Here is a 26946-nt window from a genome sequence, read left to right on the forward strand (position 1 = left end):
GCGGTGACCGGCCCGCCACCACGGGCGGGCCGGTCACCAGGGGGTCACCGGACGGCGCAGGTCACCACCGTAGGGGGCTGGTTGTCGCCGGTGACGACCATGCCCCAGCTGGTGGTCGCGCCGGGGATCAGACTTCCGTTGTAGGCGGCGTTGGTCGCGGTGACCTGCCGGCCGGACTGGCTGACCGTGGCGCTCCACGACGAGGCGACCTGCTGGCTTCCGGCGAAGGTCAGCGCGGTGGCCCAGCCGGTGATCGCGCCGACGCCGAGGTTGCGCACGGTGACCTCCGCCTGGAAGCCGCCCGACCACGAGCCGGTCACCCGGTACGCGGCCGAGCAACCGGTCACCGGGGCCGGGGTGCCGGTGGGGGTGGGGGTCGCGGTGGGGGTGACCGGCGGCGTCGCGGTGGGGGTGGCCGTGGGGGTGCCGGTCGGGGTCGGGGCCGGCCCGTCGGAGGTGGTGTAGTCGACCCGGGTGTACGCCGCCGAACACGTGCCGCCGCAGGAGGCGGGCAGGGCGAACCGGTAGACCCGACCGTCGTTGATCAGCGCGCCGGCCGCGTCGCGGACCCGGATCTGGAAGTCGGTGCCCCCGGCGGCGGTCGCCCCGATCACGTACGACTGTCCCATGTCGCTGTTCATCGTGGCGGCCGTCCACACCCCGCCGGCCAGGTACTCCACGCCGTGGATGCCGTTGGCCAGGTGCGAGACGGCGATCGCCGGCCAGTACCGCTGGGCGCCCTTCATGAAGCCGATCCGGATGTCGCCGGAGTAGTTCGGGGCGGGCACGAACGACCAGGAGACGTGCCGGTTGTTCCAGTGGGTGGGGTTCATGTCCCCCACCGGCGTGCCGTTGCGCACGAAGCGGTTCAGCGAGGCGGTGGAGAGGTCCAGGTGGTAGGGGTCGTCACGGCACCAGGCGTTGCCGTCGCCGCAACTGTCCGCCACCACCATGGTCAGGGTCGCCCCGCTGTAGGCGTCGGCGGTCCACGAGCCGTTGCGGCAGAACGGCTGGCCGGGCGCGCCGTCGTTGACGCCGGTGCAGTAGTCGCCGACGGTGACCCGGACGAACCGGCCACAGTTGAGGCCGTTGTTCCACAGCCCGATCTTCGCCGCCTGGCTGGCCGGGATCGGCCGCATCGGGTACGACGAGTAGTCGCCGGGCAGGTCGTAGGCGTTGAGCGCGACGAAGTCCGGCGCGTCCAGCTCCGCCTGCGGCAGGCCGCAGCCGCCGTACGGCGCGCCGAGGGCGTCGAAGTGGGTGGCGTTGCCGGTGACCGGGGTGGTCGGCTCGGGTACCGCGAGCGCCCCGACGGGCAGCGGGAGGACCAGCAGCAGCGCGGCGACGGCGGTCAGCGCCGCGAGCAGGCCGGCACGGTGACGCGACGGTGTCATGAGGGGGTACGCCTTCCGGGCAGCAGGGAGCGGGGACATGGGTTTCGGATGCCCTTCCACGCCCGGCGTACCGCCCACCCATGCCACCACCGTCACCGACCACTGTCAATGTCCAAGGTGGAGATGACCTGGTCCGTGGCGGTCGACGGGTACCGGGCGGTCGGGGACTCGACCGCCGTCCCCCTGTGGCGGAGGCGTCCGGCCCGGTAGATTGAGGTATGGTGCCCGCCCCCGGGGGTCGGGTGGCGGAGCCCGTCTACCGCCCCATCCTCACCAGCAGACGCGGTGAGCTGGAGGCGCTGGGTCATCTGGACAGCGCCCACGCTCCCCTGGTCGTCCCGGTCCTCGACGTGTCCCCGGCCGACACCGGCCTACCCCAGGTGCTGCGCCGGCTGCCCGCCGGGCTGGTGCCGGCCGTCGACGTGTGCGCGCTGCCCGACGGACCCGGCGGCGAGCTGGCCCGGTGGGGCGTACCGGTGCAGCCGGTGATCGGGTTGACGTGTAGCGACGGGCGGCTGGCCGCGCACGGCGCGGCGTGCCGGGCGTACGCCAGGGGGGCGGTGGTGCGGCTGCGGCCCGGCCGGGACCGCACCGGCCCGGACGCCACGACGGCGGTGGAGCGGGTGTGGCGGCGCACCGGGCTGGTCCCGGAGCAGTGCGACCTGCTGGTCGACGCCGCTGACGTCTGCTGCCCGGCGGACCTGCGCGTCGCCGAGCCCCGGGTGCGCCGGGTGGTGGACTGGGCCCGCCGGCACGCCTGGCGCACGGTGACCGTGGCGGCCGGCGGGATGCCGCCGTCGCTGTCCCGGCTGCCCACCGACGAACCGGTCCGGGTGGACCGCTGGGACTGGCTGTTCTGGCGTCGGCTGGCCGACCTGGGCGTGGGGTACGGCGACTACGGGGTGTCGCCCGCGCCGCCGGGCGGTGTGGAGCCGGGCGACCGGCTGCCCACGGTGCGGTACACCGCCGAGGACGGCTGGTGGATCTACCGCTGGTCACGGCGGGGCGGCCGGGGCGACGAACGGTTCGCCGACCTGTGCCGAACGCTGGTCACCGCCGGGCACTGGCCCCCCGCCGGGGCGGGCTTCTCCTGGGGCGACCACGAGCTGCTGCGCCGGGCCCGCCGGGTCACCGGCGCGGGCTCACCGGCGAACTGGACGGCGTGGAGCACGTCGCACCACCTGGCGCACGTGCTGGCGGCGCTGACCGGCCCCGCCGACGGGCATCGTCGCGGCCCGCCGGCACCGGCCGAGGACCGCACCGGGTTCACCCGCCCGCACCGGGGCGGTGCGCACCGGCGGGGCCGCTGACCGGGTCACTCCTGCTCGGTGAACCCGAACTGCACCACGCCCTCGTCGTCGACGGAGGCGTCCACCGAGCTGTCGTTGAGCAGTTCGGCGGCCTCGGCGTCGAGGAAGATGCGCGCCCCCTCGGTGTCGACCACCTGGTCGCCCTGCGCCGGCACGGGCACCAGCTCGATGGTCAGCGCGCCGGCCTCGGTGTCGGCGGCGATCCGCAGCCCACCGTCCTGGGCGACGTCCTGCTGGGCCGCGAGGTCACGGATCACGAGCACGGCGTTGTCGGTCATGGTGAGCATGATGGGACTCCTCGGGAGTTGTCGGGCGGAACGTGGCGCGACGACAGATGCGCGCCCCTGCGGCGGACCGGTGCCGCCGGGCGGTCCCGGCGGTGCCGCCGCGCGGCCCTCTCCCCCCACCGTGCCCCCTGACCAGGGGTTCGTCAAATAGAGCGGGGTCTGTCGGAGATCCCCGTTTCCGCTCCGTACGGCCCCACGGCTTTCTACCCTGAGCGCATGGACGCTGCCCGACGGTACGCCGCCGAACTGGTCGGCACCCTGCTGCTGGTCTTCGTCGGGGTGGGCACCGCCGTCTTCGCGCAGCTCCAGGGCGGTGTGGTGGTCGTGGCGCTGGCCTTCGGCTTCGTCCTGGTGGGGCTGGTGTACGCGATCGGCCCGCTCTCCGGCGCGCACCTCAATCCGGCGGTGACGTTGGGGGTGCTGCTCTCCGGCAAGATCTCCGCGGTCGGCGCGGTGGCGTACTGGCTGGCGCAGTTCGTGGGGGCCACCGTGGCCGGCTTCGTCATCTGGGGGCTGGTCCGCTGGGGTGGCGTGGCGGACCAGACCGGGGTGTTGGGCACCAACGGTTACGGGGTGCACATCAACCAGGGCGGCACGGCGGTGCTGGAGGTCGTCCTGACGTTCCTGTTCGTGCTGGTGGTGCTGGTGGTGACGAGCCGGGTCGAGCACGCCGGCTTCGCCGGCCTGGCGATCGGCCTGGCGTTGGTGGCGGTGCTGCTGGTGGGGATCACCCTCGACGGCACCTCGATCAACCCGGCCCGGTCGTTCGGCCCGGCCGTGTTCGAGGGGGGCGCGGCGCTGCGCCAACTGTGGGTGTTCATCGTCTTCCCGATGCTCGGCGGGGCGCTGGCCGCGCTGGCCGCGCCGCTGCTGGTGAAGCCGAGCCGGCACTTCCGCGCCGAACCCGACGCGCCCGACCCGGCCGCGCCGGACCCGACCTGACCGCACCGGCGGACCACCGACCGGGACCACCAGCCACGGAAGAAAATCTACGGTACCGAGGCTTGCCCGACGGAAACCTTCGTGGCAGCGTCGGCGCATGCATCGTCGTCTCTTCCCCCGGACGCTCGCGCTGGTGGCGCTGGTCGCCACCGTGGCCGCCGCCGGCGCGCTGCCGGCGACCGCCGAGTCACCCACCCCGGCGGCCACCCGGTTGCACGCCACCATCGACGCCGTCCTCGCCGACCCCCTGCTCGCCGGGGCGCAGGCCGGGGTGGTCGTGGTGGACACCACCACCGGCCGGACCCTCTACGACCGCAACGGCGACCGCCGCCTGGTGCCCGCCTCCAACACCAAGCTGTTGACCTCGACGGCGGCCCTGGCGCTGCTCGGCCCCGGGCACCGGTTCGGCACCGACGTACTCACCGACGGCCGCCGACGGGCCGGCCTGGTCTCCGGCAACCTCTACCTGCGCGGCGGCGGCGACCCGACGATGCTGGCCGCCGACTACGACGCGCTGGCCGCCCAGGTCGCCGCCAGCGGGGTACGGATGGTGACCGGCAACCTGGTCGCCGACGACACCCGCTACGACGCCACCCGGCTCGGCCCCGAGTGGTCCTGGGACGACGAGTCGTACTACTACGCGGCGCAGGTATCCGCGCTGACCCTCGCCCCGGACACCGACTACGACGCGGGCACGGTGATCGTGCGGGCCGCCCCGGCGGGGAAGGCCGGGGCGGCGCCGGTGGTCACCATGACCCCACCCAACGGCTACCTGCGGATCGACAACCGGGCCGAGACGGTGGCCGACGGCGAGACGACGCTGTCGTTCGAGCGGACGCACGGCGGCAACACCATCGTGGTCACCGGCCGGATCGCGGCCGGCGCGGCGGCGGTCAGTGACTGGATGACCGTCTGGGAGCCCACCGGCTACGCCGCCGACGTCTTCCGGGACGCGCTGCGCCGCCACGGGGTCCGGGTGCTCGGGCGCACGGTGCCCGGCCGGCCCACCCCGGCCGACGCCACGCCGGTGGCCCGGCACGACTCGATGACCCTGGCCGAGCTGCTGGTGCCCTTCCTCAAACTGTCGAACAACGGGCACGCCGAGGTGCTGACCAAGGAGATCGGCCGGGTCGTCTCCGGGTCGGGAAGCTGGCCGGTCGGGCTGGCCGCGATCAGCGAGTACGTCGCCGACACCGGAGTGGACACCGGCGTCCTGCGTCAGCTCGACGGCTCGGGGCTGTCCCGGCGCAACCTGATCCCGGCCGGCGAGTTCGTCGCGCTGCTCGCCGCCGTCCGCCGGGAACCCTGGTTCGACACCTGGTACGCGGCCCTGCCGGTCGCCGGCAACCCGGACCGCCTCGTCGGTGGCACCCTGCGCAGCCGGATGCGCGGCACCCCGGCGGCGGACAACGTGCACGCCAAGACCGGCAGCCTGACCGGGGTGTCCGGCCTCTCCGGTTACGCCACCGACGGCGACGGCCGGCTGCTCGCCTTCTCGGTGGTGTTCAACAACCACCTGACCTCGTCGGTCAAGGGGCTGGAGGACCAGATCGCCATCGCGCTGGCCAGCTACCGCGAGGGCGACGGCGGGTCGGCGCGGGCCATCCCGCCGGTGGCCCCGGAGGCGCCCCGGGTGCCCGAGGGCCGGGAGTGTTCCTGGGTCAGGCCGACCGTCTGCTGAACCCCGGCCGGCCCGGTCAGCGCCGGTGCAGCACCACCACCGGGATCTCCCGATCGGTCTTGCTCTGGTACTCGTCGTAGGCGGGCCAGGTGGCGGTCATCGTCGGCCACATCCGGGCCCGCTCGGCCGGCTCGGCGATGCGGGCCCGCACGCCGAACGTCTCCGGGCCCACCTGCACCTCGGCCTCGGGGTCGTCGAGCAGGTTGAGGTACCAGGAGGGGTGCTGGGGCGCACCGCCCTGGGAGGCGACGACCAGGTAGTCGTCGCCGTCCCGGCCGTAGATCAGGGCGGTGCGGCGCAGTTTGCCGCTGCGCCGGCCCCGGGTGGTCAGCAGCAGGGTGAACACGCCCGGCTGCCACTCGTGCCCCTCCGCGCCGCCGGTGGCGACGTACCGGCGGATGTGGTCGGCGACCCAGCCCTCGGGGCTGTCCAGCACCTGTTCGTCGGTCGGCATCGGCATCTCCGGGTGGCTCGTGGGCATCGACCCGCACACGCTATCCCGACCCGACGCCCGGAGCCGGACGAACGACTCAGCGCACCGCCGCCGCCTGAAGGTTCACGTTGCCGCAACTGTTGCGGAAGGTGCCCTCGACGGTCCAGCGGATCAGCAGTTTCTCACCCCTCGGCACCCGGAACTTGATCACGAACTGGGCGGTGTGCGTGGTGTGCGGGTCCTCCAGCCGCAGCGTACGGGTCGACCCGCCGGTGGACAGCCGCACGTCCAGCCGCCCCTGGGCCATCCAGATCCCGGCGAACAGGTGCACCGTACGCGGTTCGCCGTCGCCGGCCACGGACAGCGCGAACCCGTTGCCCGCGCCGCAGACGAACACCCCGGTGCCGGTGGCGGAGACGGCCGGCACGGGCGTGCCGTCCCGCCATCCGAACAGCTCGGGGTTGGTGTCGTACCGGTCGCGTGCGCCCCGGCCGCCCTCGTCCCGGATCTCGCCGGTGCCGCCGCCCTTGCGGACCACGGTCTCCGGCCGGTTGAGCCCCCAGTGCACCCAGTCCCGGGTGCCCAGCGCGGTCAGGTCCACCTCGGCGGGCACGTCGGACCGGGAGACGCTCAGCGTCGGTGCGGCCGGCGACGAGGACGCCGCCGGGGTGACGGTCGGCGTCGGCGGCTCGCTCGGCGGCGGGGTGCGTTCCCGGGGCTGCAGGCCGGGGGCGGCGATCCCCGCCTCGGGCGACACGCCCACCCCCGCCGCCCCGGTCGGATAACCGGCCGGGGTCGGCGCGCCGGCCGGCAGCACCAGCTCGGGCTCCGGCGGGTCCGCATCCGGGCCCAGATAGGTCACCAGCACCGCGAGGCAGGCCAGGGTGGCCACCGAACCGATCGCCCAGCGGCGGCGTTGCCGACGACGGGCCTCCCGCCGCTGCGCGCTGCGCGTCGTCGGGCCCGGCCCGATCCGCCAGGTCTCTTGGTCGTTCACGCGTGTCCCACTCCCCAGCCCGACGCCCGCGACCGGTCGGGGAGGGGGTTCGGTCGCGGCGTGAGCGTTCTCACGTTTTCATTTCAAGGCCGGGATGCGCCATATGCCAGCGGGAGGGCGTTTCCAGTTTGTTACCGAGTGATCCCGATGGAAAGTTTCCTACCCGATGAGAAACCGCAGCTCAGGGCCGAAATGCCAGGGAGATCGACAGGTCGCGGCGGGTCAGCGGATCTCGAAACCCAACGCCTGCGCCAGCACCAGCGCCTGCTGCGGGTCGATCACCGCACCGGCCCGCTCCACCGCCGTCGGGTCGAGCCCGGTCAGGTCGCTGCCCCGCAGGTCGGCCCCGGTGAACCGCGCCCCGCGCAGGTGGGCGGCCGAGAGGTCCACCCGGGCCAGGGTCGCGCCGGACAGGTCCGCCCCGGACAGGTCGGCCTCCCGCATCCGTACGTCGCCGAGCTGCGCGCCCCGCAGGTCGGCGCCGGGCAACCCGACGAACGACCAGTCCCCGCCCGAGACCCGCAGCGGACGCAGCGCGCACTGCTCGAACGTGCTGCCGACCAGCTTGCAGCCGGTGAACTCGGCCTCGAACAGGTTGCACCGGCGGAACCCGCAGCGGACGAAGGCCGAGTCGGTGTGCCGGGAGGCGTTGAACGACACCCCGCCGAAGTCGCACCCGGTGAACGAGGCGCCCCGGCTCACCGCCTCGGTCAGGTCGACGTCGGTGAAGACGCAGCGCACGAAGTGCCTGTCGGTCAACTCCTCGGCGTACCAGTCGGTGTGGCGGAACGTCTCGTCCTCGATGGTCTGCGGCACCGCCCCACCCTAGGTGCGAGCACCGACACCGCCGCCGCACCTTCCGTCCGGCGCGTACCGGCTAGTAGGTTCGGCGGGTGAGCGTGGCACCCAGCAGCGACCCGGCCCGCACCGGCTTCGACCCGGCCCGGCTGGCCCGCATCGACGAACACTTCGGCAGGTACGTCGACGACGGCCGGCTCGCCGGCTGGCAGGTCGTGGTCACCCGCCGCGGTGAGGTCGCACACTCCTCGGTGTACGGGCTGCGCGACGTGGAGGCGGGCACCCCGGTCGAGCCGGACACCATCTGGCGGATCTACTCGATGACCAAGCCGATCACCTCGGTCGCGGCGATGATGCTGTGGGAGGAGGGCCGGTTCGAGCTGACCGACCCGATCAGCCGCTGGCTGCCCGAGTTCGCCGACGTCCGGGTCTTCGACAAGGGGTCGGCGCTCAAGCCGTACACGGTGCCGGCGGTCGAGCCGATCCGGGTGTGGCACCTGCTCACCCACACCGCCGGGCTGACCTACGGGTTCGCGCAGACCTCGGTGGTCGACGCGCTCTACCGGGCCGCCGGCTACGACCTCGGCGTCCCGCCGGGCCTCGACCTGGCCGGGGCCAGCGCCGGGATGGCGAAGCTGCCGCTGCTGTTCCAGCCCGGCACCGGCTGGAACTACGGGGTCTCCACCGACGTGCTGGGCCGGCTGATCGAGGTGGTGTCCGGGCAGAGCCTGGCCGACCTCCTCACCGAACGGGTCCTCACCCCGCTGGGCATGACCGACACCCGGTTCTGGGTCGACCCGGCCGACGCCAAACGGCTCGCCGCCCTCTACACCCCGCACCCGGGCACCGGCCGGGCCGTCCGCGCCGACCAGCTCGAGGCCGCCGCGCTGACCCGCCCGCAGTGCTTCTCCGGCGGGAGCGGGCTGGTCTCCACCGCCGCCGACTACCACCGGTTCACCCAGCTGCTGCTGCGCGGCGGCGAGCTGGACGGCGTACGACTGCTCGGGCCCCGCACGGTGCGCTACATGACCCGCAACCACCTGCCCGGTGGCGGCGACCTGGCGTCGCTGCAGCCGCAGGGGTTCGCCGAGACGGTGCTGGACGGCATCGGGTTCGGCCTGGGCTTCGCCGTGGTGCAGGACCCGGTCCCGGCCAAGGTGCCGAGCAGCGTCGGCGAGTACTACTGGGGCGGGCTGGCCAGCACCGCGTTCTGGGTCGACCCGGCCGAGGAGATCACCGCGCTGCTGTTCACCCAGCTGATGCCGTCGAGCACCTACCCGTTGCGTTCCCAGCTCCGCCAGCTCGTCTACGCCGCCCTGGTCGGCTGAACCGGCGGGCCGCCACCGCCGGGTGACGGCCCGCTCGCGGCTCAGAGCAGGTGCTGGACGCGGGTGGCCCGCACGGTCGCCGGGCCGCCGGCCGACAGGCCGGAGACGAGGTACGCCCGGACGGTGCCGTCCGGGCGGACGGCCCACAGGTCGGGGACGCCGTCGGCGTTGACGTCGGCCACCGAGATCGTGGTGATCGTCGTGGCGGTGTTCCAGTTGCTGGCGACGTGGTACTGGGTGCGGGTCAGCGAACCGGTGCCGTCGCCGTTGTCGACCAGGGTGACCCCGGTCCAGAGGAAGAGGTCGCCGGTGGCCGCGTTGCGCAGGTACATCGCCACCCCGGTGGCCGTCTCGGTGCTGGCGATGGTCCAGTTCTGCCAGTCCGTACCCCCGGTCGGCGTGGCGTCGGCCAGCGCGACCCGGAAGAGGTAACCGCCGGGCATCGGAAAGCTGGGGTGGTAGACCAGCCGGTGACCGTTGACGGCGTCGCCGGTGACCGAGATCAGATCCGGATACTCCGGGTTGACGCCGTCGGCCCCGTAGGCGTTGGCCACCTGCAGCGGCGCGTTGCCGTTGTCGTCGACGAGCTGATCGCTGAAGACGGACGCCTGGTTGCCGCTGAGGTACGGGGTGAGCATGGTGCCGTCGCCGGCGCCCCGGATGATGCTGGCGTACCCGGCAGCGGGGCCGCCGGGGTAGTAGGCGAGGAAGTCCTGCCGGTCGCCGCCGAAGAAGCTTCCGGTAATCACCTGCGCCCCGTCGAACTCGGTGGGCGAGTTGGTGCCGCCGACGCCGTTGCCGGACAACCCGATGTTGCCGGCCGGCGTGTGCACCCGGCCGGTGCCGACGCCGGTGCGGCGGGACGTCAGGCCGGTCGCGGACCAGACACCGGAACCGAGGCCGGCGGTGCCGCCCACGGTGACCAGGTCCGGCACGCCGTCGCCGTCGAGGTCCCGGTCGACCGGGCCGACGACCGCCGGCGTCGGGTGCCGGTCGGCCGGGGCGGCCAGGGCGGGCGCGGCCGGCACGGTCGCGGCGAGGGCGAGGGCCGCCGGGGCGCTCCAGGCGAGCAACCGGCGTGGTACGGAAAGATCGGCCATCATGTTTCCCCCGTGGTCGATGGAGCACAATCGACCCGACCGTAGTCGATGTCCGCAACGCGTCCGGCGTACCGGCCGGATCGCCCGTTACCGCACCGCGACGGCGACCCGCTGCCTAGCCTGGACGGCATGGGCAACGTGGTGGTGTACGGCGCCGGGGGCACCGCAGGCTCACGGATCGTCGCCGAGGCGGCCGGCCGGGGGCACCGGGTCACCGCGGCGGTCCGCCGTCCGGAGGCGGTCACCTGGCTGCCGGCCGGGGTGCGCGTGGTGACCGGGGACGTGACCTCGGCGCGTAGCGTCGCCGAGCTGGCCCCGGAAGCCGACGTGATCGTGGTGGCGGTCGGCGGTGGCGAGCGGGCGCTGTGGCGTACGGCGGCGGAGAACCTGGTCACCGTCCTGCGGGACCTGCCCGACCCGCCCCGGGTGATCCACGTCGGCGGCGGGGCGACCCTGCTGACGGAACGGGACACCCCGTTCCTCGACGAGCCGGACTTCCCCGCCGGGTACCGGGAACCGGCGCTCGGGCAGGCCGACGCCCTGGCCCTGTACCGTTCCTCCGCCGACGGGGTGACCTGGACGTACGTCTCGCCGCCGCCCGTGGAGTTCCACCCGGGCGAGCGGACCGGCCGGTACCGCACCGGCACCGAGCACCCGGTCACCGACGGGCAGGGCCGTTCGGTGCTCAGCTACGAGGACCTGGCGGTGGCGATCGTGGACGAGATCGAGGAGCCCCGCTTCGAGAACATGCGGTTCACGGCGGCGTACTGAGCCGGCCGGTGGCAGCCGGTACGGCTGCGGCCGGCGTACCGGAAAATCAGTCGGCGAGGCGGGGCGGGAAGCCGCCGGTGGCGATCGGGCCCCAGCCCTCGACGGTGATCCGGATCAGCGACTTGCCCTGCGCCACCATGGCCGCCCGGTACTCGTCCCAGTCCGGGTGCTCCCCCGCGATGCTGCGGAAGTACTCCACCAGCGGGTCCAGCGCCTCGGGCAGGTCGAGCACCTCGGCCACGCCGTCGACCTGCACCCACGGGCCGTCCCAGTCGTCGGAGAGCACGCAGGCGGAGACCCGGGGGTCACGGCGGATGTTGTTGACCTTGGCCCGTTCCGGATAGGTGGAGATCACCAGCCGTCCGGCGGCGTCCACGCCGCAGGCGACCGGGGAGGACTGCGGCCGGCCGTCGGCGCGGGTGGTCATCAGCAGGACCCGGTGCCGGGGCCGGACGAAATCGAGCAGGGCGTCCCGGTCGACCCGGGTGTTGGTTGCGACGCTGCGTGCCATCCCCCGGTTCTACCAGGCCCGGCGGGCGTCAGCCGGACCGGCCGCCGACCCGGCCCGGTTGGGCGGGGACCCGGGGCCGGACGGCGGGCCGCCAGGCGCGGCCGTTGGCGTAGATCACCCGGAAGCCGAGATACGCCGCGAGCGGCGCCCAGTGCGCCGAACCCATCCGTAGTTCGGCGGCGTTGTGCCGCTGGCCGTTGGCGAGCACGTCGAGCAGCACCGTCTCGAAGGCCGCCGACTCGACCCAGTCGACCTCGCGGGTGAAGCCGCAGATCAGGGCCGCGCCGGTGACGTCGAGGAAGTCGCGCAGGGTGGCGTCGGAGGCGCGCAGCACCGAGCAGCTACCGAAGTAGAGCCGCCGGCCCTCGCCCCGGCCGGCCATCCGCTCGGCGACGTCGGACAGCTCGACGGAGTCCCAGTCGGTGAGGCAGAGCCGGCTGGGTTCGCCATGCATGGCGAAGAAGCCGACCCGGTGGTCGGCGTACTGCTTGAGCAGCCACCGGTCGAGGAAGTAGAACAGCTCGTCGCGGGTGGCGGCGTCCTTGTGGATGTAGCGGATGCGGCCGAGCCGTTCGAGCAGGTCGAGGGTGGGCAGCACGGACCCGCGCTCGTTGAGGTCGCGGTGCCACTGCCCCTCGACACAGAAGACCCCGCCCCGCGCCACCGCCCCACCTCCCCGTCCCCGCCGGGACGACGTTACCGGGTCCGGGTCACGGACCCACATCACCCTCGGTGCCCGGCTGATCCGTTTCGGGACACTTCACCGGTGTCGGAATTGGCGTCCCTCCCGTCACCGGCTGGCACCTACTGCCCGAATCGCCATTCATCGCCATTCACAGGCAATACCCAGCTATCACCGACTGTGAGGACGATTCCCCTTTATTGCCGCGAATCGGCCGGCTTGCTGTCAGGGTGGAAGTTGCAGGACGTCCCGGGCGATGCCCTGTTCACCACCCCATTCACTTCCAATCGGGAGGACTTCTGTGCGCCAGAACACTGTGAAGCGGGCACTCGTCGCGTTCGCCCTGGCTCTGCCGGGAGCCGCGATCGCCACGGTGGTCGCCGCGCCAGCGGCCCACGCCGACGGCTGCTACACCTGGAAACGCGACCTCTACCAGGGGCGCTCCGGAGACGACGTCCGACAGTTGCAGATCCGGGTCGCCGGATGGGCGGCCCGAGGGGGAATCGTCCGGATCGACGGCGACTTCGGCCCCGAGACCGCCGCCGCGGTCAAGCGCTTCCAGACCGCGTACGGGCTGCGCAGCGACGGCATCGCCGGCAAGCAGACCTTCAGCAAGCTCTACCAGTTGCAGGACAACGACTGCACGCCGGCCCACTTCAGCTACCGGGAGCTGGACGGCGGCTGCGGCAAGGGCGGCTGGAGCGGCGGTCCGCTCTCCGCCACCGAGACCAAGGCCAACGCGGTACACACCATGTGGAAACTGGAGGCGCTGCGGCGTGGCCTGGGTGACAAGCCGCTCTACGTCACCAGCGGCTTCCGCGACGAAAGCTGCAACAAGCAGGTCGGTGGGGCGTCGAACAGCCAGCACCTCTACGGCAACGCCGCCGACGTGACGTCGCAGAGCAGGTCGCTCTGCGAGATCGCCCGCGCCTCCCGCGACCACGGGTTCAGCGGCATCTACGGCCCCGGCTACCCGGGGCACGACGACCACGTCCACGTGGACTCCCGACGGGAGAACAACCGGGACAACCTGACGAACCGCACCAGCTGGGCGGCGCCGGACTGCGGCGTGAGCCGCTGACCGACGCGACGGCCGACGCCGGCCCGGCCCCACGGGATCACCAGGGCCGGGCCGGCGTCGGGGCACCGGGGCCGGGCGCTCAGCTCGCCCGGGGCCAGCGCGGCGCGGCGGTGGGGGGCGTCACCGGCCGGCCGGGAACGCCGGGACGCACGCCCGGCCGCATCCCCGCCGCGGCGGACCGGGCTCCGGGGGCAACCGGCCGACCGGCCTGGCCACGGGCCGGGTAGCCGGCCGCCGGGGCGGTCCGCGCCGGGGCCGCGCCGGGCCGGGGTGTGGTGTAGGTGAACGGGAAGGGCACGTGCACGAACGGGTTGCCGTGCCGGATCAGCGCGTCGATCTGACGCTCGTTCAGCCCGTGGTTCTCCAGCACCCGCCGCCCCCAGCGGTGCAGCCGGCACGGGTACGACGCCCCGTCGTTGCGGCACAGCGGGCCGTTGGGCCACTCCTCGGCGGCGTGCACCACGACCGCTCGCACCGCGAGCCGGACGTCCTCGGGTGTCAACGAGGCGGGCACCGGCACCTCGCCCAGAACCTGATCGATGGGGTCCGTCGACTGCTCACCAACTCGCACGGCAGGCCTCCCGCAACTCGGCAGCGACTGCGGCTGAATCGCCGCAACGCATCCTCGCGCAGTGGTACGGGCGGTGACCGGCGGCGGTTCAATCCCCCACGCGGTGAGCAGATCCTCCGGCGTCGACACCCGCACCCCGGGCATGGACGCCGATCAGACCAGGCCCGCGTCGTGGACCAGCAGCGCCACCTGCACCCGGTTGTTCAGCGCCAGCTTGGTCAGCAGCCGGGACACGTACGCCTTCACCGTCGCCACGCTCATGAACAGCTCCGCCGAGATCTCCGCGTTGGTCCGGCCGTGGCCGAGCGCCACCGCGACCTCGCGTTCCCGTTCGGTGAGCCCGGCCAGCAGCCGCAGCGCCCGGTCCCGACGCCGGTCCGGGCCCGGCGTGGGCCCTACGGTCAGGTGGCTGATCAACTGCCTGGTCACCGTCGGCGACAGGGTGGCCTCACCGGCGGCCACCCGCAGCACCGCCCGGACGATCTCGGCGGGCGGGGTGTCCTTGAGCAGGAAACCGCCCGCCCCGGCCCGCAACGCCCGCAGCACCTGCTCGTCGGCGTCGAAGGTGGTCAGCACCAGGACCTCCGGCGGATCCGGCAGCGCCCGCAGCGCCTCGGTGGCGGCCAGCCCGTCGACCCGGGGCATCCGGATGTCCATCAGCACCACGTCCGGCGTGCACCGGGCGACGGCGGCGGGCACCTCGTCGCCGTCGGCGGCCTCGCCCACCACCCGCACGTCCGGCACACCCCCGAGGATCATCGACAGCCCGGCGCGGACCAGCGGGTCGTCGTCGACGATCAACACCCGCACCGGGGCGGCGTCGCCGTCCGTGGTCACCGGGCACCGCCCTGCCGCGGGTCGGCCGGGCTGCTCACGCCGGCCACGGCAGCCGGGCCGCCAGCCGGAAGTCGCCGGTCGCCCCGTCCCGGCCGTGGGTCAGCCGGCCACCGGCCAGGGTGACCCGCTCGGCGATGCCGACCAGCCCGGTGCCGGCACCCGGCAGGGCCGGCGCGGAGGTGCCCACCGGCCAGGGGTTACGGATCTCCACCGCCAGCTCCCGCCCCGGGCCGCCGGCCAGCCGTACGCCGACCGTCGTGTCGGGGGCGTGCTTGCGCGCGTTGGTCAGCCCCTCCTGCACGATCCGGTACGCGCTGCGCCCCACCGCCGTCGGCACCCGCGTCGGTTCGGCGACCTCGTCGACCAGGGTGACCCGGACCCCGGCGGCCCGGGACTCGGCGACCAGCTCAGGCACGTCGGCGAGGGTGGGCTGGGGGCGTTCCGGTGCGGCGTCGCCGTCGGCGGTGTCGGCCCGGAGCACCCCGATCACCTCGCGCAGGTCCTGCAGGGCGGCGTGGGCGCTGCCCCGGATCACCCCGGCCGCCCGCGCCACCTCCTGCGGCGGCGCGTCCGGACGGAACTCCAACGCCCCGGCGTGCAGACTGAGCAGCGAGATCCGGTGCGCCAGCACGTCGTGCATCTCCCGGGCGATGCGGGTGCGTTCGAGCTGGCGGGCCTGGTCGACGCGGAGCTGCTGCTCGGCCTCGGCCCGGTGGGCCCGCTCCCGCAGCGACAGCACGAGCTGCCGGCGGGCCCGGACGAACAGCGCCCACGCCACCACGATCCCGACGAACATCACCGTCCAGGCCACCGTCGCCCAGTAGGGCAGCGTCGGGTCGGGGCGCACGACGGTGTAGACCGGAATGACCGCCAGGTGGAAGCCGACCAATGCCGCGCCGATCGGCAGCGGCCGGTGGACCAGCACGGTGAACACCACGACCAGCAGCGCCAGCCCGGCGGTCACCGAGAACAGCGCCAGCGGCAGGCCGGCCACGGCCAGCCCGACCGGCCAGCGCCGACGCAGCCACAGCGCCGCGCAGTAGCCCAGGCCCGCCGCCAGGTCCACCCCGACCAGCCAGGACGGCCCGGCGTTGTGGGCGAACTGCGGGTCGGGCGACGTCGCGTCGCCGAACGCCAGCAGCGCCCAGCCGACGGCGAGCAGGAAGGCCACCGTGTCGACCAGCCAGTCCCGCGGCGTCCGCCGGGACGCCCTCGCCTCGGGCGTCAGCGCCCCCGGCAGCAGCCAGGGATGATCGGGTACGACGGCAGCACTCACCCACCCATGCTAGAAAGCCGGACGGCACCGCGGACACCAACCAAAGTCGAGGTCTGCGGGTAGACCGAGGTAGGGGCGGCTCTCGACGGTCGGCCGCAGCGCCCGGCCGGGTGGCTGGGACAGGCTCGACGGCATGATCGCAGTCGACCACCTCACCAAACGGTACGGCCCGCACCCCGCCGTCGACGACGTCTCGTTCCGCTGCGAAGCGGGCACGGTGACCGGTTTCCTCGGCCCGAACGGGGCGGGCAAGTCCACCACCATGCGGATGCTCTGCGGGCTGACCCGCCCGACCTCCGGCACCGCCACCGTCGCCGGCCGGCCCTACCGCGAACTGCCCAACCCGGGCCGCGAGGTGGGTGTGCTGCTGGACGCCTCCGCGCAGCACGTCGGGCGCAGCGGGCGGGAGACGTTGTTCCTGGCCGCCCGTACCATGGGCGTGGACGCCGACCGGGTGCCCGCGGTGCTCGACCGGGTGGGCCTCAACCCGGTGGCGGCGAAGCGGCGGGTCGGGGCGTACTCGCTGGGGATGCGGCAGCGGCTCGGCCTGGCGCTGGCGCTGCTGGGCGAGCCCCGGGTGCTGGTCCTCGACGAGCCGGCCAACGGCCTGGACCCGGAGGGGATCTTCTGGATGCGCGGCCTGCTGCGCGACTTCGCCGACCGGGGCGGCACCGTGCTGCTCTCCTCCCACCTGCTGCGGGAGGTGGAGGCGGTCGCCGACCGGTTGGTGGTGATCGGCGGTGGCCGGGTGGTCGCCCAGGGCGGCAAGGACGAGCTGCTGGCCGGGGCCGGCACCCTGGTCCGGGCCCGCGACCCGCACGCCCTGCGGCTCACCCTCGACCGGGCGGGGCTGGACGCCACCGCCGGGGCCGACGGCGGGTGCGTGGTCCGCGCCGAACCCGACGCCGTCGGGCAGGCCGCCGCCGACGCCGGGCTGGTCCTGACCGAGCTGCGGCCGGCCGGCGGCGGTGGCCTGGAGCAGCTCTTCCTCACCCTGACCGCCGGCGCGAGCACCAAGGAGGCCGTGCAGTGACCACCATGACGACCACTCCCCCCGCCACCGTCCGCGAATCGCTCCCCGGGCCGTCCCTGGCCCGGCTGGTCGGCGTGGAGCTGCGCAAGCTCGGCGACACCCGGGCCGGCCGTTGGCTGCTGGCCTCGATCGGGCTGATCGCCGCCGCGATCGTCGCCCTGCAACTGCGCTTCGTCGACGACGCCGGGCAGACCTTCACCAACTTCTTCACCGCGTCGCTGGCGCCGGTGGCGCTGCTGCTGCCGGTGCTGGGCATCCTGTCGATCACCGCCGAGTGGTCCCAGCGCACCGCGCTGACCACGTTCGCCCTGGTGCCGCGCCGGGAACGGGTGATCGTCGCCAAGCTCGCCGCCGTGCTGCTCGCCGCGTTGGCGTCGGTGCTGGTGAGCCTGGCCGTCGCCGCCGTCGGCACCCTGCTGGCCGGGGTCACCGGCGGGGCGGGGAGCTGGGATTTCGACTGGACGCTGGCCGGGCACGCCGCCGTGTTCCAGGCCATCAACGTGCTGATCGGCGCGGGGTTCGGGTTGCTGCTGCTCAACACCCCGCTGGCGATCGTCACCTCGCTGCTGCTGCCGACCGTGTGGGGCATCCTGTCCGCGATGATCGAGGCGCTGCACGGCCCGGCCCGCTGGCTGGACACGTCGATCACCATGGAGCCGCTGCTCGGCCCGGACATGACCGCCGGGCAGTGGAGTCGGCTCGGGGTGTCCCTGCTGGTCTGGGTGGTCGCGCCGCTCGCCGTCGGAATGGTGCGCACGCTGCGGCGTGAGGTGCACTGACCATGCGGGCTCGGGAGCCGGGCGGCCCGACCAGGGTCGGTGGCGATGTCGGGGAGCTGGTGGTGCTGTGGGTCGGCGTCCCGCTGCTGGGTGCCGCCGTGGGTGGGCTGCTTCCGCTGGTCGCCGACTGGGTGGCGGGGCTGCCCTGGGCTCCGGTGCAGGGGTGGTTCGAGCTGGTCGCCGGGCTGCCGTACCGGCGGGCGCTGGCCGGGGGCGTGACGCTCGGGGTGCTGGCCGGCCTGTTCGTCGCCCACGTCGGCACCCGGGAACGGTTGATCGTCACGGTGGACCGTAGCGGGGTGCGGTGGCGGCGGGACGGCGTCGACCGCGAGCTGCCCCGGCACACCGTCACCGCCGTCTTCGTCGACGGCAGGGAGCTGGTGCTGCTCGGGCCGGCCGGTGCGGAGCTGACCCGGGAACGCTCCGACCTGAGCCGGCGGCGGCTGCGGGACGCCTTCGACGGGCACGGGTGGCCGTGGCGGGACGCCGACCCGCACCGGGACGCGTACCGGCGGTGGGTGGAGGGGTTGCCCGACCTGCCGCCGGGGGCGGACCCGCTGCTGCGCGCCCGGCAGCGGGCCGTCGACGCCGACCGGGGACGCGACGTCCGGGAGCTGCGGGGGGAACTGGCCCGGATCGGGGTGGTCGTCCGGGACGAGGGGGGACGGCAGTACTGGCGGGTGGCTCCGCGCCCGGGTGGGCAGGCCCCACCGCAGCCGTAGCCCGGTGTCCCCGGTCCGGCCACCCGGCACCTCGTTCGCGGGTGACCGGGCCGTCGCCGATTGTGCATTCGCCGCGCAGGGAGTATCAACCTAGGTGGATATCTTACGGCGGAGGGGGCGACGATGGTCTCCACGGTCGACCGCGGCGGGATCTTCCGCCGCAAGCCGGTCGAGGAGACCGCCGACGAGACCGACCAGGGGTTGTCCCGCTCGCTGGGGCTGTGGCAGCTCACCGCGATCGGCGTCGGCGGCATCATCGGCGCCGGCATCTTCGCCCTGGCCGGAGCGGTCGCCAACGAGACCGCCGGGCCGGCCGTGCTGGTGTCGTTCCTGATCGCGGGGCTGGCCAGCGCGGCGGCGGCGCTGTCGTACGCCGAGTTCGCCGGCATGATCCCGAAGGCCGGCTCGGCGTACACCTACGGCTACGCGGTGCTCGGCGAGGTGGTGGGCTGGTTCATCGGCTGGGACCTGCTGCTGGAGTACACCGCGATCGTGGCGGTGGTGGCGATCGGCATCTCCGGCTACTTCGGCTTCCTCGTCGGGCAGCTCGGCGTCGACCTGCCGGCCTGGATGCTGGGCGCCCCGGGCACCGGCGACGGGCACCGGGTGGACCTGTTCGCCGTGCTGCTCTGCCTGCTGATCGCCTTCCTGCTGACGTTGGGCATCCGGACCGCCGCCCGGTTCGAGACGGTAGTGGTCGGGGTGAAGGTGGCCGTGGTGCTGCTGGTGATCGTGGTCGGCTTCTTCCACGTCCGCACCGCCAACTACTCGCCGTTCTTCCCGTTCGGGCTCGGCGGGGCGTTCACCGGAGCGGCCACGGTCTTCTTCGCCGTCTTCGGCTACGACGCGATGAGCACCGCCGCCGAGGAGTCCCGCGACTCCCGCCGGCACATGCCGAAGGCGATCGTCTGGTCGCTGGTCATCTCGATGGCGCTGTACGTGCTGGCCACCCTGGTGCTCACCGGGATGCAGAACTACCGGGACATCGACCCGGAGAGCGGCTTCTCCTCCGCGTTCGCCTCGGTCGGGCTCTCGGGCCTGGCCAGCGTCATCGCCGTCGGGGCGATCATCGGCATCCTGACCGTGATGTTCACCTTCATGCTCGGGGTGACCCGGGTGTGGTTCTCGATGAGCCGCGACGGCCTGCTGCCGGCCTGGTTCGCCAAGGTGCACCCGGTACGCCGGGTGCCCACCCGGGTCACCTGGATCGTCGGGGTGGCCTCGGCGCTGATCGCCGGTTTCCTGCCGATCCGGCAGGCCGCCGAGCTGACCAACATCGGCATCCTGCTCGCCTTCGTGGTGGTCTGCGTCGCGGTGATCGTGCTGCGCTACCGCAGCCCGGACACCCCGCGCACGTTCCGGCTGCCCGGGATGCCGGTGGTGCCGGCGCTCGGGGTGATCTTCTCGATCTGGTTGATCAGCTTCCTCGACCACGTCACCTGGCTGCGGTTCGCCGTCTGGTTCCTGCTCGGCGGGCTGATCTACGCGTGCTACGGGTACCGGCGCTCCGCGCTGGCCGGTCGCGCCGACCCCCCGGCCGACGGACCCGGGCGGTGACCGGGCCGCCCCGGGACGCCTGCCGTCCGGGCCAGCACCAGCGCGGTGCCGAGGCCGGCGAACAGGCCGGCCAGCGAGGGGAGCACGTCCGGGTCGCCACCGCCGACCGGGCTGTTGCCGGCCAACGCGGTCAACGCCGCGCCCGGTGAGAGGGCCACGCTGACCAGCAGCGCGACGTGCCACAGCGCGAGCGGGGCGAGCAGGGCCACCGGGACGAGCACCGGGTAGCGCCGTGCCGGCAGGGCGGGCCGGGTCAGCAGCGTCACCCCCAGCAGCAGGACCGCCCCGAGCAGCGCCGCCGGCACGGGCCGGGCGGGCGGCCCGACGAGCCGGACCAGCGGCAGGCCGACCCCGCCGGCCACCGCCAGGCCCGCCGCCGCCGCGAGCCGACGTCGACCCCGGGCGGGGGCGGCGGCCACCGCGCCGGCCACGGTCACCGCCAGCAGGAGCAGGGCCGTGACCAGGGCTGCCGGGTCGAGTGCCGGTTCCCGGCCGGTCGGTGACCGGGTCAGCACGGCGGTCAGCGCCAGCACCGCCGCGACGGCGGCCACCCCGGCCAGGACGGCCCGGTCCCGGCCGCCCGTCCGGAGCGGGCCTGCCGCAGAGGCGGTACGGTCCGACCCGGCCACGACCGCCGCGCCTGACGTGTCTCCCGGGCCGGTCCCGGCCGCCCGGCGGTGGGGACCGTCCGCACGGGTCGCGCCGTCCCGGCGTACGGCGAGCAGCACGGTGACGCCGACGGCCAGCCAGCCGGCGGCGACGAGTGACACGGTCGCGCCGGGGCCGGTGGGGTCGGCCCGGTCGACGGCGACGTCGGCGGCCAGCGCGCCACCACCGAGCAGCACGGCCGGCACCAGCCACGAGCGCCGGCCGGCACCGGCCAGCACCAACCCGGACGCGACCGCCATCAGCGCCAGGAAACGCAGGTCGCGGGCCCAGTAGGTGGACGCCTCGGGAAGCCGCTCCGACCACGGGCCGACCGGTTCGGTGAGCGGTTGCCACCTGGTCATGCCGACCGCCCAGAGCGGCACGGCCAGGGCCGCGAGCCCGGTGCCGACGGCGGCGAGCCGGCCGCCCGATCGCGGAGCGTGACCGGTCGGAATGGGCATCATGGATGGTCAGACGCCATCCGGGCGGCTACGGTTCCCCCTCTGGGGAGGTGCCGTCGGTGTACGTCGTGTCCGTGATCAACTACAAGGGCGGGGTGGGTAAGACCACCGTGACCGCGAACCTCGGGGCCGAACTGGCGAACCGGGGGATGAAGGTGCTGCTGATCGACCTCGATCCGCAGACCAGCCTGACGTTCAGCTTCTACGACCCGGACGACTGGCGGGAACGGCTGCGCGACGGCCGCACCGTGAAACGCTGGTACGACGGCCTGCGCGGGGACACCCCGGCGGTGACGCTGGGTGAACTGGTGGTCTCCCCCGGCCCGGCCAACGCCCACCTGACCGGGGCCGGCCGGCTGGACCTGATCGCCTCGCACCTCGGCCTGGCCGACATCGACCTCGCGCTGGCCCGGGGCGTGGCCGACGGCGAGGACTACGACCGGGAGCTGTTCCGGGTCCGGGGCGCGCTGGCCGAGGGGCTGCACGACGCGGCCCTCGACGGCTACGACCTGGTGCTGATCGACTGCCCGCCGAACTTCAACGTGGTCACCCAGTCCGCCGTCATCGCCAGCGACCACCTGCTCATCCCGGCGAAGGCCGACTACCTGTCCACCCTCGGCATCGACCACCTCTGCGGCAGCGTCGGGGAGCTGGTGGACCGGTACAACGCCGACGCCCGCCGGTTCGCCACCAGCCGCCGGCACCACAAGGTCGCCCCGGACGTGGCCGGGGTGGTCTTCACCATGATCCAGTTGACCGCGCAGCGGCCGATCGCCGCCCACCAGGGCTACCTGGACCAGGTACGGGCGCTCGGGCTGCCGGTCTTCCCCACCGCGCTACGGGAGAACGTCACCCTGTTCGCCGGGAACACCCCGCGCGGCGTCCCGGTGGTGCTGCGGCACCGGGTCACCTCGCCCGTGGTGCAGGAGGAACTGCGGCAGATCACCACCGAGTTCATCGCCCACCTGCAACCCCGCGAGGTGACGGTGTGAACGGCCCGGAGCCGGCGGGGGACGTCGCGGTCGGCGTCCTGGCCCGGGTGGGCGAGTTGCTGGCCGGGCTGTCGGCCGCCGACGCCGTCGCGCTGGCGCAGGGGCGGGCCCGGCTGGTCGTCGCCCCGGTGACGCCGTCCCCGGAGGTTCCGGACCGGCCGGTCGGGGCGGGGCCGTCCGCCCCGTCGGGCGTCGACCTGGCCGCCGCGTCGGCCACGTTGGACGCCTTCGCGCACCGCCGGGACGGCATGGAATACCTGACGCCCTGGGCGATGCGGGACCTGCGGGCGTTGGCCGTCCGGCTCGGCCTGCGCGGGGTGACCGGCCTGCGCAAGGCGGAACTGGTGGAACGGCTGGTCGACCGGACGATCGGGTTCCGGGTCGCCTCCGCCGCCGTACGCGCCCGCTGAGCCGGACCGGCCCCGACCTGCTCGTCCGTCCGGGCCGAGCCGTCAGTCTCGATCTTGTGTGACGTCGGGACGGTGGATACGCTCCCGCGGCTGTCTCCACCCGAGAAAGGACCGCAGTGACCGCTCCTGTCACCACTCAGAAGTCCTGGGTCGTCGCCCTGCTGCTCTGCTTCTTCGTCGGCGTGCTCGGCGCGCACCGGTTCTACACCGGCAAGGTCGGCACCGGCGTGCTCCAGTTGATCACCATCGGCGGGTTCGGCATCTGGGCGTTCATCGATCTGATCATGATCCTGGTCGGCGCGTTCCGCGACAAGCAGGGTCAGCCGCTGGTCAAGTGAGGCGCCGGGCGACGCCGGGGCCCGCACGGCCCCGGCGTCGCCCGGCCCGCCGGACACCTGCCGGTGTCGGGGGAACCGGCGGCGAGACGGTCGACGGGAATTAACCCCGACGACCTCCCGCCGGACGGGTCCCGGCCGATAACATCGCCGGGCATGGATATGAAGAGCAGCATCCGCCCGCGAACCGGGCGGCTGGTCACCGTGCTCACCGCCGCCGTCACCCTGGCGGTCCCGGTGGCGGTGGCCGCGACGTCGGCGTCCGCGGCGGCCACGTCGACCGTGGCGCAGGCGCTCGCCAGCCAGGACGGCCGGACCGCCACGGTCACCGGGTACGTCATCGGCCAGCCGACCGCCACCAGCACGGTGCTCACCTCCGGCTACACCGCCGACACCGCCATCGCCCTGGCCGACACGGCCACCGAGACCGGCACCAGCCGGATGCTCTACGTCCAGATCACCGCCGACTACCGCAGCACGTTCGGGCTGCTGACCAACCCGTCGCTGCGCGGCCGGCAGGTCACCGCCACCGGGACGCTGACCGCGTACTTCAGTCACGGCGGGTTGAAGAGCCCGACCGCGATGAGCCTCGGCGGCGGCAGCAGCACGCCGACGCCCACCGCCACCGCCTCCCCCACCCCCGGGCCGACCGGCTCCACCGGGCCGTACGACTCGACGTACTACGCGAACGCGATGGGCAAGACCGGCGGCGCGTTGCGCACGTCCCTGCACACCATCATCAAGACCCAGACGAAGCTCAGCTACGACCAGGTGTGGGAGGCGTTGAAGGACACCGACCAGGACCCGGCGAACGCCAACAACGTGATCCTGCTCTACAGCGGACGGTCGCAGAGCAAGAGCAGCAACGGCGGCGGGGCCAACGACTGGAACCGGGAGCACGTCTGGGCCAAGTCGCACGGTGACTTCGGCACCGCCACCGGGCCGGGCACCGACGTGCACCACCTGCGCCCCGAGGACGTGACGGTCAACTCCACCCGCGGCAACAAGGACTTCGACACCGGCGGCAGCGCGGTCGCCGAGGCCCCGGGCAGCTACAGCGACGCCGACTCGTTCGAGCCCCGCAACGCGGTCAAGGGCGACGTCGCCCGCATGATCATGTATATGGCGATCCGGTACGAGGGCGACGACGGCTGGCCGAACCTGGAGATGAACAACTCGGTCAGCAACGGCTCCGCGCCCTACCTGGGCCGGCTGCCGGTGCTGCTCCAGTGGCACCGGCAGGACCCGCCCGACGCCTTCGAGCAGCGCCGCAACCAGCGCATCTACGAGCGGTGGCAGGGCAACCGCAACCCGTTCGTCGACCACCCGGAGTGGGCCACCGCGATCTGGGGCTGAACGGGCCGGTTGTCGCAGATCACCCCGGTCGGGCGGTGAGGAAACCGCCCGACCGGGTAACCCACGGGCATGGCCAACACCGTTCCCGACATCAGTCTCAACGACGGCAACACCATCCCGCAGCTCGGCTTCGGGGTCTACCAGATCGAGCCGAAGGACACCGCCGAGGCCGTCGGCCGGGCGCTGGAGATCGGCTACCGGCACATCGACACCGCCGAGATGTACGGCAACGAGGCGGAGGTCGGTGAGGCGGTCCGCGCCTCCGGGCTGGACCGGGGCGAGGTCTTCGTGACCAGCAAGCTGAACAACGGCTTCCACCGCCCGCAGGACGCCCGCCGGGCGTTCGAGTCGACGCTGTCCGCGCTGAAGATGGACTACGTCGACCTGTTCCTCATCCACTGGCCGCTGCCCACCCGCTACGACGGCGACTTCGTCTCCACCTGGAAGACCCTGGAGGAGTTCCAGCGCGACGGCCGGGCCCGCTCGATCGGGGTGTCGAACTTCCAGGTGCCGCACCTGGAGCGGCTGGCCGCCGAGGCCGACGTGGTGCCGGCGGTCAACCAGATCGAGGTGCACCCGTACCTCACCAACGAGCAGGTGCGCGCGTACGGCGGCGAGCACAACATCCTCACCGAGGCGTGGTCCCCGATCGCCCAGGGCCTGGTTCTCGACGACCCGACGATCGTCGACGTCGCCGAGCAGGTGGGCCGCACCCCCGCCCAGGTGGTGCTGCGCTGGCACGTGCAGCGCGGCGACATCGTCTTCCCGAAGTCGACCACCCCGAAGCGGGTCGAGGAGAACTTCCAGCTCTTCGACTTCACCCTGGACGACACGACGATGGAGCGGATCAGCGGGCTGGACCGGGGCGAGGCCGGCCGGACCGGACCGAACCCGGACGAGTTCGACTACATCCCCGCCTGAGCGGGCGGGGTTCAGCCGGTGATCCGTTCGCCGAGACGGCGGAAGACCTCGCGGGTCGGCGAGCCGGGCGCGGCGGTGTAGACGATCAACCGCTGGTCGCTCTCCGGCACCAGCAGCACCCGGCACTCGAACTCCAGCGGTCCCAGCTCGGGGTGGGCCACCCGTTTGACCACCGGTCGGCGGGTGGCCACGTCGTGTTCGGCCCACAGGGCGGCGAACCTCGGCGAGACGCCGAGCAGCTCGGTGACCAGCTCGGCCAGCTCCCGGTCGCCCGGGTAACGCCCGTAGGCGGCGCGCAGGTCGGCCACCGAGTCACGGGCGAAGCGCAGCGTCTCCGTGTCGGTCCACGGCACGGACGCCTCCTGCCGGAACCACCACCGGATCATGTTGCGGTCGCCGGGCGGCAGGTCGCCCACGAAGTGACCGGCCAGCCGGTTCCAGGCCAACACGTCGTACCTGGCGTCCGCCAGGTACGCCGGGGTCTCCGTCATCGCGTCGATCAGGTGCCGTACTCCCGGCGCCACCACCGCGCTGGGGCCGGCCACCGGTGGCGGCCCCTGACCGGCCAGCCGGAACAGGTACTCCCGTTCGTCCCGGCTGAGCAGCAGCGCGCGGGCCAACGCGGCCAGCACCTGCCCCGACGGGTGTGCTCCCCGGCCCTGCTCCAACCGGACGTAGTAGTCGACGGAGATGCCGGCGAGCTGGGCGACCTCCTGCCGGCGCAGGCCGGGGGTGCGGCGGCGCAGCCCCTCGGGGAGGCCGACCTCGACAGGACGTAACCGGGCGCGGCGGCTGCGCAGGAAAGTGGCGAGTTCGGCGCGGCGCGACGTCATGCGTTCAGCCTGCCGCAGCGGGGGGCGCGCAGGGTGGTACCACCGGTACCAGGCTGCGCCGGCCCCTCCCGCGCCCGGCGTGGAGCCGGCACGCTCGACACCATGACGACGACGCCACTCGCCCTGGTCACCGGGGGCAACAGGGGAATCGGGTACGCCACCGCGCGGCAACTCGCCGCGCGGGGGATGACGGTGCTGGTCGGGGCACGGGACGCCGACCGGGGCGCGGCGGCGGTGGCCGCGCTGCGCGACGGCGGGGCGGACGCCCGTCCGCTGCCGCTGGAGGTGACCGACCCGGTGTCGGTGGCCGCCGCGGCGGAGCAGGTGGAGCGGGAGCACGGCCGGCTCGACGTGCTCGTCAACAACGCCGGCATCGTCCGGGCCGACGGGATGGCGCGGCCCAGCGAGACCACCCTGACCACCATCCGCGAGGTGTTCGAGACGAACGTCTTCGCGGTGGTCACGGTGACCAACGCGTTCCTGCCGCTGCTGCTGCGCGCGCCGGCCGGACGGATCGTCAACGTCTCCAGCGAGGTCGGCTCGATCACCGCGATGACCGACCCGGAGAGTTCCGTGTGGCCGTTGACCTCGGTGCCGTACCCGTCGTCGAAGGCCGCGCTGAACATGGTCACCGCGATGTACGCCAAGGAGCTGCGGGACACCGCGGTCAGGGTGAACGCGGCGAACCCGGGCTACTGCGCGACCGACTTCAACGGCCACAGCGGCTACCGCACCGCCGAGCAGGGTGCCGAGGTGAGCGTGCGGCTGGCGACGCTGCCGGCGGACGGGCCGACCGGGCAGCTCTGGGGGCATCTCGCCGCCGACGACTCGTACGGGGTGCTGCCCTGGTGACCGGCGTGCGCCCCGCGGGGCCGTTCCGGGTCCTCGATGGTCGGCGGT

Annotated in this window: 29 protein-coding genes; 16 read left to right on the top strand and 13 right to left on the bottom strand. The window is 73.7% G+C overall.

Annotated features, from left to right (window positions below):
- Positions 1-44 precede the first annotated feature (44 nt).
- On the bottom strand, positions 45-1394 hold the full coding sequence (locus B5D80_RS00890; protein ID WP_088641795.1) for a cellulose binding domain-containing protein: 1350 nt from the start codon (positions 1392-1394) through the stop codon (positions 45-47).
- Positions 1395-1636: 242 nt separating this feature from the next.
- Between B5D80_RS00890 and B5D80_RS00895 the strand changes: the two genes are divergently transcribed.
- The gene (locus B5D80_RS00895; RefSeq protein ID WP_425437134.1) at positions 1637-2704 is read left to right on the top strand and encodes a beta family protein; all 1068 of its coding nucleotides are present in this window, start codon (positions 1637-1639) and stop codon (positions 2702-2704) included.
- Positions 2705-2709: 5 nt separating this feature from the next.
- Here B5D80_RS00895 and B5D80_RS00900 read toward each other — a convergent pair whose 3' ends face one another.
- Positions 2710-2991: an adhesin gene (locus tag B5D80_RS00900; RefSeq protein WP_088641796.1), complete on the bottom strand. Its 282-nt coding sequence runs from the start codon at positions 2989-2991 to the stop codon at positions 2710-2712.
- Positions 2992-3207: 216 nt separating this feature from the next.
- On the opposite strand from B5D80_RS00900, the gene B5D80_RS00905 reads away from it, so the two are divergent.
- The gene (locus B5D80_RS00905) at positions 3208-3933 is read left to right on the top strand and encodes an MIP/aquaporin family protein (RefSeq protein ID WP_088641797.1); all 726 of its coding nucleotides are present in this window, start codon (positions 3208-3210) and stop codon (positions 3931-3933) included.
- A 97-nt stretch (positions 3934-4030) separates the two neighbouring features.
- Positions 4031-5614: a D-alanyl-D-alanine carboxypeptidase/D-alanyl-D-alanine endopeptidase gene (dacB, locus tag B5D80_RS00910; protein ID WP_088641798.1), complete on the top strand. Its 1584-nt coding sequence runs from the start codon at positions 4031-4033 to the stop codon at positions 5612-5614.
- A gap of 16 nt (positions 5615-5630) precedes the next feature.
- On the opposite strand, the gene B5D80_RS00915 is transcribed toward dacB, so the two are convergent.
- The 3 genes from B5D80_RS00915 to B5D80_RS34695 all read right to left on the bottom strand — a co-directional run bounded on the left by B5D80_RS00915 (position 5631) and on the right by B5D80_RS34695 (position 7860).
- Positions 5631-6068, bottom strand: coding sequence for a nitroreductase family deazaflavin-dependent oxidoreductase (locus B5D80_RS00915; RefSeq protein ID WP_088641879.1), 438 nt, complete (start codon positions 6066-6068; stop codon positions 5631-5633).
- 76 nt (positions 6069-6144) lie between these two features.
- Entirely contained in the window at positions 6145-7044 is a 900-nt protein-coding gene (locus B5D80_RS00920; RefSeq protein ID WP_245854133.1) for a hypothetical protein, read from the bottom strand.
- 222 nt (positions 7045-7266) lie between these two features.
- Complete coding sequence (locus B5D80_RS34695) at positions 7267-7860, bottom strand: pentapeptide repeat-containing protein (RefSeq protein WP_088641799.1); 594 nt, start codon at positions 7858-7860, stop codon at positions 7267-7269.
- Between the two features lie 77 nt (positions 7861-7937).
- On the opposite strand from B5D80_RS34695, the gene B5D80_RS00930 reads away from it, so the two are divergent.
- On the top strand, positions 7938-9170 hold the full coding sequence (locus tag B5D80_RS00930) for a serine hydrolase domain-containing protein (RefSeq protein ID WP_088641800.1): 1233 nt from the start codon (positions 7938-7940) through the stop codon (positions 9168-9170).
- Between the two features lie 41 nt (positions 9171-9211).
- On the opposite strand, the gene B5D80_RS00935 is transcribed toward B5D80_RS00930, so the two are convergent.
- Positions 9212-10270, bottom strand: coding sequence for a hypothetical protein (locus B5D80_RS00935; RefSeq protein WP_144081527.1), 1059 nt, complete (start codon positions 10268-10270; stop codon positions 9212-9214).
- Positions 10271-10399: 129 nt separating this feature from the next.
- Here B5D80_RS00935 and B5D80_RS00940 point away from each other — a divergent pair, with 129 nt between their 5' ends.
- Positions 10400-11041, top strand: coding sequence for an NAD(P)-dependent oxidoreductase (locus tag B5D80_RS00940; protein WP_088641802.1), 642 nt, complete (start codon positions 10400-10402; stop codon positions 11039-11041).
- A 46-nt stretch (positions 11042-11087) separates the two neighbouring features.
- On the opposite strand, the gene B5D80_RS00945 is transcribed toward B5D80_RS00940, so the two are convergent.
- Together B5D80_RS00945 and B5D80_RS00950 are read right to left on the bottom strand one after the other, a co-directional pair.
- Positions 11088-11552, bottom strand: coding sequence for a PPOX class F420-dependent oxidoreductase (locus B5D80_RS00945; protein ID WP_088641803.1), 465 nt, complete (start codon positions 11550-11552; stop codon positions 11088-11090).
- A 28-nt stretch (positions 11553-11580) separates the two neighbouring features.
- On the bottom strand, positions 11581-12216 hold the full coding sequence (locus tag B5D80_RS00950) for a DUF6642 family protein (RefSeq protein ID WP_088641804.1): 636 nt from the start codon (positions 12214-12216) through the stop codon (positions 11581-11583).
- Positions 12217-12535: 319 nt separating this feature from the next.
- Here B5D80_RS00950 and B5D80_RS00955 point away from each other — a divergent pair, with 319 nt between their 5' ends.
- Entirely contained in the window at positions 12536-13315 is a 780-nt protein-coding gene (locus B5D80_RS00955) for a D-Ala-D-Ala carboxypeptidase family metallohydrolase (protein ID WP_088641805.1), read from the top strand.
- Between the two features lie 79 nt (positions 13316-13394).
- On the opposite strand, the gene B5D80_RS00960 is transcribed toward B5D80_RS00955, so the two are convergent.
- The 3 genes from B5D80_RS00960 to B5D80_RS00970 form a co-directional block, all read right to left on the bottom strand.
- Positions 13395-13886, bottom strand: coding sequence for a hypothetical protein (locus B5D80_RS00960; RefSeq protein WP_088641806.1), 492 nt, complete (start codon positions 13884-13886; stop codon positions 13395-13397).
- A gap of 153 nt (positions 13887-14039) precedes the next feature.
- Positions 14040-14723, bottom strand: a complete 684-nt coding sequence (locus B5D80_RS00965) for a response regulator (RefSeq protein WP_281253427.1) — start codon at positions 14721-14723, stop codon at positions 14040-14042.
- A gap of 34 nt (positions 14724-14757) precedes the next feature.
- Positions 14758-15999, bottom strand: coding sequence for a sensor histidine kinase (locus B5D80_RS00970; RefSeq protein WP_088641807.1), 1242 nt, complete (start codon positions 15997-15999; stop codon positions 14758-14760).
- A gap of 133 nt (positions 16000-16132) precedes the next feature.
- Here B5D80_RS00970 and B5D80_RS00975 point away from each other — a divergent pair, with 133 nt between their 5' ends.
- The 4 genes from B5D80_RS00975 (at position 16133) to B5D80_RS00990 (ending at position 20090) form a co-directional block, all read left to right on the top strand.
- Positions 16133-17032, top strand: coding sequence for an ABC transporter ATP-binding protein (locus tag B5D80_RS00975; RefSeq protein WP_088641808.1), 900 nt, complete (start codon positions 16133-16135; stop codon positions 17030-17032).
- Between the two features lie 5 nt (positions 17033-17037).
- Positions 17038-17811 (top strand): ABC transporter permease, encoded by a 774-nt coding sequence (locus B5D80_RS00980; protein ID WP_088641882.1) that lies wholly within the window; start codon positions 17038-17040, stop codon positions 17809-17811.
- 2 nt (positions 17812-17813) lie between these two features.
- Positions 17814-18533, top strand: coding sequence for a YqeB family protein (locus tag B5D80_RS00985; protein ID WP_088641809.1), 720 nt, complete (start codon positions 17814-17816; stop codon positions 18531-18533).
- 123 nt (positions 18534-18656) lie between these two features.
- Positions 18657-20090 (top strand): amino acid permease, encoded by a 1434-nt coding sequence (locus tag B5D80_RS00990; protein ID WP_088641810.1) that lies wholly within the window; start codon positions 18657-18659, stop codon positions 20088-20090.
- Here the strand turns inward: B5D80_RS00990 and B5D80_RS00995 are convergent.
- Complete coding sequence (locus tag B5D80_RS00995; RefSeq protein WP_144081528.1) at positions 20024-21199, bottom strand: hypothetical protein; 1176 nt, start codon at positions 21197-21199, stop codon at positions 20024-20026. The two genes, B5D80_RS00990 and B5D80_RS00995, sit on opposite strands and share 67 nt — an antisense overlap.
- A gap of 59 nt (positions 21200-21258) precedes the next feature.
- On the opposite strand from B5D80_RS00995, the gene B5D80_RS01000 reads away from it, so the two are divergent.
- From B5D80_RS01000 to B5D80_RS01020, 5 genes are all read left to right on the top strand, one after another.
- On the top strand, positions 21259-22191 hold the full coding sequence (locus B5D80_RS01000; protein ID WP_158224099.1) for a ParA family protein: 933 nt from the start codon (positions 21259-21261) through the stop codon (positions 22189-22191).
- Positions 22188-22601: a Rho termination factor N-terminal domain-containing protein gene (locus B5D80_RS01005; protein ID WP_088641813.1), complete on the top strand. Its 414-nt coding sequence runs from the start codon at positions 22188-22190 to the stop codon at positions 22599-22601. The genes B5D80_RS01000 and B5D80_RS01005 overlap by 4 nt, the downstream gene beginning before the upstream one ends.
- Before the next feature lie 116 nt (positions 22602-22717).
- Complete coding sequence (locus tag B5D80_RS01010; RefSeq protein WP_088641814.1) at positions 22718-22939, top strand: TM2 domain-containing protein; 222 nt, start codon at positions 22718-22720, stop codon at positions 22937-22939.
- 153 nt (positions 22940-23092) lie between these two features.
- Positions 23093-24292, top strand: coding sequence for an endonuclease (locus B5D80_RS01015; RefSeq protein ID WP_088641815.1), 1200 nt, complete (start codon positions 23093-23095; stop codon positions 24290-24292).
- Positions 24293-24361: 69 nt separating this feature from the next.
- Positions 24362-25213 carry an aldo/keto reductase gene (locus B5D80_RS01020; protein WP_088641816.1) on the top strand — a complete coding sequence of 284 codons (852 nt, stop codon included), beginning with the start codon at positions 24362-24364 and terminating at the stop codon, positions 25211-25213.
- 11 nt (positions 25214-25224) lie between these two features.
- Here the strand turns inward: B5D80_RS01020 and B5D80_RS01025 are convergent, their stop codons facing one another.
- Entirely contained in the window at positions 25225-26046 is an 822-nt protein-coding gene (locus tag B5D80_RS01025) for a helix-turn-helix domain-containing protein (protein ID WP_088641817.1), read from the bottom strand.
- A 102-nt stretch (positions 26047-26148) separates the two neighbouring features.
- Between B5D80_RS01025 and B5D80_RS01030 the strand changes: the two genes are divergently transcribed.
- Positions 26149-26898, top strand: a complete 750-nt coding sequence (locus tag B5D80_RS01030; RefSeq protein WP_088641818.1) for an SDR family oxidoreductase — start codon at positions 26149-26151, stop codon at positions 26896-26898.
- Positions 26899-26946 lie beyond the last annotated feature (48 nt).

It is taken from the genome of Micromonospora wenchangensis (genome assembly GCF_002210435.1).
GTDB lineage: Bacteria > Actinomycetota > Actinomycetes > Mycobacteriales > Micromonosporaceae > Micromonospora > Micromonospora wenchangensis.

What these genes read in the sequence shown, in the direction of transcription:
- B5D80_RS00940 (WP_088641802.1), top strand. Translation starts at nt 10,400, where the DNA reads ATGGGCAACGTGGTGGTGTACGGCGCCGGGGGCACCGCAGGCTCACGG.
- B5D80_RS01015 (WP_088641815.1), top strand. Translation starts at nt 23,093, where the DNA reads ATGGATATGAAGAGCAGCATCCGCCCGCGAACCGGGCGGCTGGTCACC.
- B5D80_RS00915 (WP_088641879.1), bottom strand. Translation starts at nt 6,068, where the DNA reads ATGCCGACCGACGAACAGGTGCTGGACAGCCCCGAGGGCTGGGTCGCC.
- B5D80_RS00900 (WP_088641796.1), bottom strand. Translation starts at nt 2,991, where the DNA reads ATGCTCACCATGACCGACAACGCCGTGCTCGTGATCCGTGACCTCGCG.
- B5D80_RS00905 (WP_088641797.1), top strand. Translation starts at nt 3,208, where the DNA reads ATGGACGCTGCCCGACGGTACGCCGCCGAACTGGTCGGCACCCTGCTG.
- B5D80_RS01025 (WP_088641817.1), bottom strand. Translation starts at nt 26,046, where the DNA reads ATGACGTCGCGCCGCGCCGAACTCGCCACTTTCCTGCGCAGCCGCCGC.
- B5D80_RS00995 (WP_144081528.1), bottom strand. Translation starts at nt 21,199, where the DNA reads ATGCCCATTCCGACCGGTCACGCTCCGCGATCGGGCGGCCGGCTCGCC.
- B5D80_RS01020 (WP_088641816.1), top strand. Translation starts at nt 24,362, where the DNA reads ATGGCCAACACCGTTCCCGACATCAGTCTCAACGACGGCAACACCATC.
- dacB (WP_088641798.1), top strand. Translation starts at nt 4,031, where the DNA reads ATGCATCGTCGTCTCTTCCCCCGGACGCTCGCGCTGGTGGCGCTGGTC.
- B5D80_RS01030 (WP_088641818.1), top strand. Translation starts at nt 26,149, where the DNA reads ATGACGACGACGCCACTCGCCCTGGTCACCGGGGGCAACAGGGGAATC.
- B5D80_RS00935 (WP_144081527.1), bottom strand. Translation starts at nt 10,270, where the DNA reads ATGGCCGATCTTTCCGTACCACGCCGGTTGCTCGCCTGGAGCGCCCCG.
- B5D80_RS00985 (WP_088641809.1), top strand. Translation starts at nt 17,814, where the DNA reads ATGCGGGCTCGGGAGCCGGGCGGCCCGACCAGGGTCGGTGGCGATGTC.
- B5D80_RS00945 (WP_088641803.1), bottom strand. Translation starts at nt 11,552, where the DNA reads ATGGCACGCAGCGTCGCAACCAACACCCGGGTCGACCGGGACGCCCTG.
- B5D80_RS00890 (WP_088641795.1), bottom strand. Translation starts at nt 1,394, where the DNA reads ATGACACCGTCGCGTCACCGTGCCGGCCTGCTCGCGGCGCTGACCGCC.
- B5D80_RS00980 (WP_088641882.1), top strand. Translation starts at nt 17,038, where the DNA reads ATGACGACCACTCCCCCCGCCACCGTCCGCGAATCGCTCCCCGGGCCG.
- B5D80_RS00990 (WP_088641810.1), top strand. Translation starts at nt 18,657, where the DNA reads ATGGTCTCCACGGTCGACCGCGGCGGGATCTTCCGCCGCAAGCCGGTC.
- B5D80_RS00975 (WP_088641808.1), top strand. Translation starts at nt 16,133, where the DNA reads ATGATCGCAGTCGACCACCTCACCAAACGGTACGGCCCGCACCCCGCC.